Origin of the sequence: Pseudoalteromonas sp. TAB23, from assembly GCF_000498075.1 — a bacterium.
Classification (GTDB): Bacteria; Pseudomonadota; Gammaproteobacteria; order Enterobacterales; family Alteromonadaceae; genus Pseudoalteromonas; species Pseudoalteromonas arctica.
This window is the reverse complement of the sequence record NZ_AUTP01000361.1, coordinates 1-2,622: the sequence shown is the minus strand read 5'-3', so window position 1 is coordinate 2,622 and position 2,622 is coordinate 1. Positions and strand designations below refer to the sequence as shown.

The 2,622-nt window shown below is 37.5% G+C and carries 2 protein-coding genes and 1 pseudogene; 2 read left to right on the top strand and 1 reads right to left on the bottom strand.

Translation table 11 applies throughout. The features are described 5' to 3' along the window. Positions 1-175: 175 nt before the first annotated feature. Positions 176-739 (top strand): hypothetical protein, encoded by a 564-nt coding sequence (locus L654_RS0124390; protein ID WP_024609315.1) that lies wholly within the window; start codon positions 176-178, stop codon positions 737-739. A 32-nt stretch (positions 740-771) separates the two neighbouring features. On the opposite strand, the pseudogene L654_RS1000000127530 reads toward L654_RS0124390, so the two are convergent. Further along, a pseudogene (locus L654_RS1000000127530) lies at positions 772-1,200 on the bottom strand (IS110 family transposase); the annotation flags it as partial. Positions 1,201-1,647: 447 nt separating this feature from the next. On the opposite strand from L654_RS1000000127530, the gene L654_RS0124380 reads away from it, so the two are divergent. Continuing rightward, entirely contained in the window at positions 1,648-2,622 is a 975-nt protein-coding gene (locus L654_RS0124380) for a transposase (protein WP_024609314.1), read from the top strand.

Here is a 2,622-nt window from a genome sequence, read left to right as displayed (position 1 = left end):
TAATCCCTTCCAAAACGCCAATTAAAACAATATCAAACACTTCTATATTCTGCGTAAAAATACAGTAATCAATTGAACCAAAATAGGAACTCAGCTATGGTTTGTTTATCAATAAAAACAAATTTAAAAACGAGTTAATCTACAGGCTCGTTAGCTTTACTTCATAAGGTTGTGTATGTCTCATTATTTTGGGCTTGATGAAATCAAAGAAAAATTGATTATTATTTCTGGTTTAGCTTTATCAGGTGAGGAGTTCTGTAAACGTTACAGAATGGGTTCCGAAGAGCACCATAATACCTACAATATTAATGATTATACGAAGTTAACTAAATTAATTGTTAGTAATAATATTATCGAAATAGCTGTAAAAATTCGATGTTTAGTTGACGATTTAAAGTCACAAAATATACCTGTGGACTTTGGTAGCGAAATAAAAATGTACAATACTGGACGCTGTGCTGACGGAAAGTCTAAAGACAGAAATTTTCGCTTTATTTGCAATAAAGTTATTCACGCTGATAAGTTCAATTTGGATTTCATTGGGAGCAAAGCTTACCACCCTGATATGGTTTGGTGGTCTGGATTGATTACTCTTTCAGGAGAATACGATGGTAAAAGGTGGGAATTTTTCTTTTCAGTTTTAGATTGGTCTGATCAAATGGTTCATTTTCTAAAATCAACTGAAGAGGAAATTAATAAATCCCAGTTAAATTCACGTGATTTGCAAATGCACAGCTAACAACACGCCCTGAGGTGGACGACTAGTAAAATTTAGCTATTAACTGCAAATTTTAAAAGTGGTGAGCCTCTGCGTTTTAAGGCCGCTAAATACGTCGATTCATCGTAGGGTGTATTCGTTTTCCAACACTTAAATACAATCCTTATCCATTTAAATGCCAGCGATCTAATTATGCTGTTATGCTGCTTACCCTTGGCTTTTTGTTGCTCATAATACGCTTTAGCCCAAAACGAATAACGAATAGAAAAGCCTGCCCATTCCACAAATGTTTGCCTTAAAAAAGTGGGGCAACTATAACGCCAATGAGTCCACATCTTTTGACCACTGCGCTCAATAACAGGCGCTATACCCGCGTACTTTTGAAGCTCTGCAGCATCATTATAACGCGCACGATTACTCCCAAAAGCAACAAGTAAACGTGGGGCGAGTTGTGGACCTGCACCGGGTAAGCTATAAAAAATTAATTAGGATGACACCCATCCTAATTACTACGAAAAAGCCAACAAAATCAGTATGAATAGTGCATTTTTATAAATAATCAATCACGCAAAAAGCTGAACTATGTAGACAAAATGAAAGTAACAATAGACAGCCCAATCGGGACGATATCTGTTTATTAAAGAATGGCAAGCGACTCGGCTGTATCGAAAAGTAATTAACAGTGACACCCATCCTAAATTTTGATCATTAACAGTGACACCCATCCTAAATTTTGATCTTTTTAAAATTAAGGACTACGTTTATTTAGTGTAAAAAATGAGCAGGGTGTCTTATGGCTATCGCAAGAAAGCGTCAAGTAAGTTTGGTTGATACAAAAAAGTAATTAACAGTGACACCCATCCTAAATTTTGATCTTTTTAAAATTAAGGACTACGTTTATTTAGTGTAAAAAATAAGCAGGGTGTCTTATGGCTATCGCAAGAAAGCGTCAAGTAAGTTTGGTTGATACAAAATACTATCACTGTATTTCACGCTGTGTTCGTCGTGCATTTTTATGTGGAGAAGACCGTTTTACTGGTCAATCTTACGAGCATCGACGAGGGTGGGTTGAAGATAAGCTGCTTGAATTAGCAAAGGTATTTTGTATTGATGTATGTGCTTATGCCGTAATGAGTAATCACACCCATTTGGTACTATATGTAGATGATAAGAAAGCAAACAGGCTGAATGATAAAGCGATTGTTATTCGCTGGCATAAACTCTGTAAAGGCACATTGTTAACGCAAAAATATGTACAAGGTGAAAAGCTAAGTAAAGTTGAACTCATCTTTTTCAACCAAACGGTTAAACAATACCGCGAACGCCTAGCAAGTATTAGCTGGTTTATGCGGTTGTTAAATGAAGACATTGCGCGCAGAGCAAATAAAGAAGATAACTGCACAGGACGATTCTGGGAGGGTAGATTCAAATCGCAAGCATTACTAGATGAAGCAGCACTTGCAGCGTGTATGGCCTATGTCGATTTAAATCCCATTAGGGCTAAAATGGCTAACACACCAGAAGAGTCAGACCATACCAGTGTACAAAAGCGCTTAACATGCGCGACAGAAGGTAAACAGCCTAAACAGTTACTACGTTTTGCAGGTATGCCACGTCAGATTATGCCTAAAGGACTGCCGTTTGAGCTTAAATCGTACCTTGAACTTGTTGAGCTAACAGGGCGAATAATACGAGAGGATAAACGCGGCTATATTGATAACATGAACCTACCTTTGTTAGAAAGGCTTAATATATCCCCAGAGAACTGGTTAAAGCTGACTACGCAATTTACGCGCGTATTTCATGGTGCAGTAGGCAGGCCCACTTCACAAGCAAGTTACTGTGAAAACTTAAAGCGGAAACGGCGATCAAATATTAGCAACTGCGAAAAGCTACTCGCATAA

Excerpts from the sequence above, each read along its gene's own strand:
- L654_RS0124390 (WP_024609315.1), top strand. The coding sequence starts at position 176 with ATGTCTCATTATTTTGGGCTTGATGAAATCAAAGAAAAATTGATTATT.
- L654_RS0124380 (WP_024609314.1), top strand. The coding sequence starts at position 1,648 with ATGGCTATCGCAAGAAAGCGTCAAGTAAGTTTGGTTGATACAAAATAC.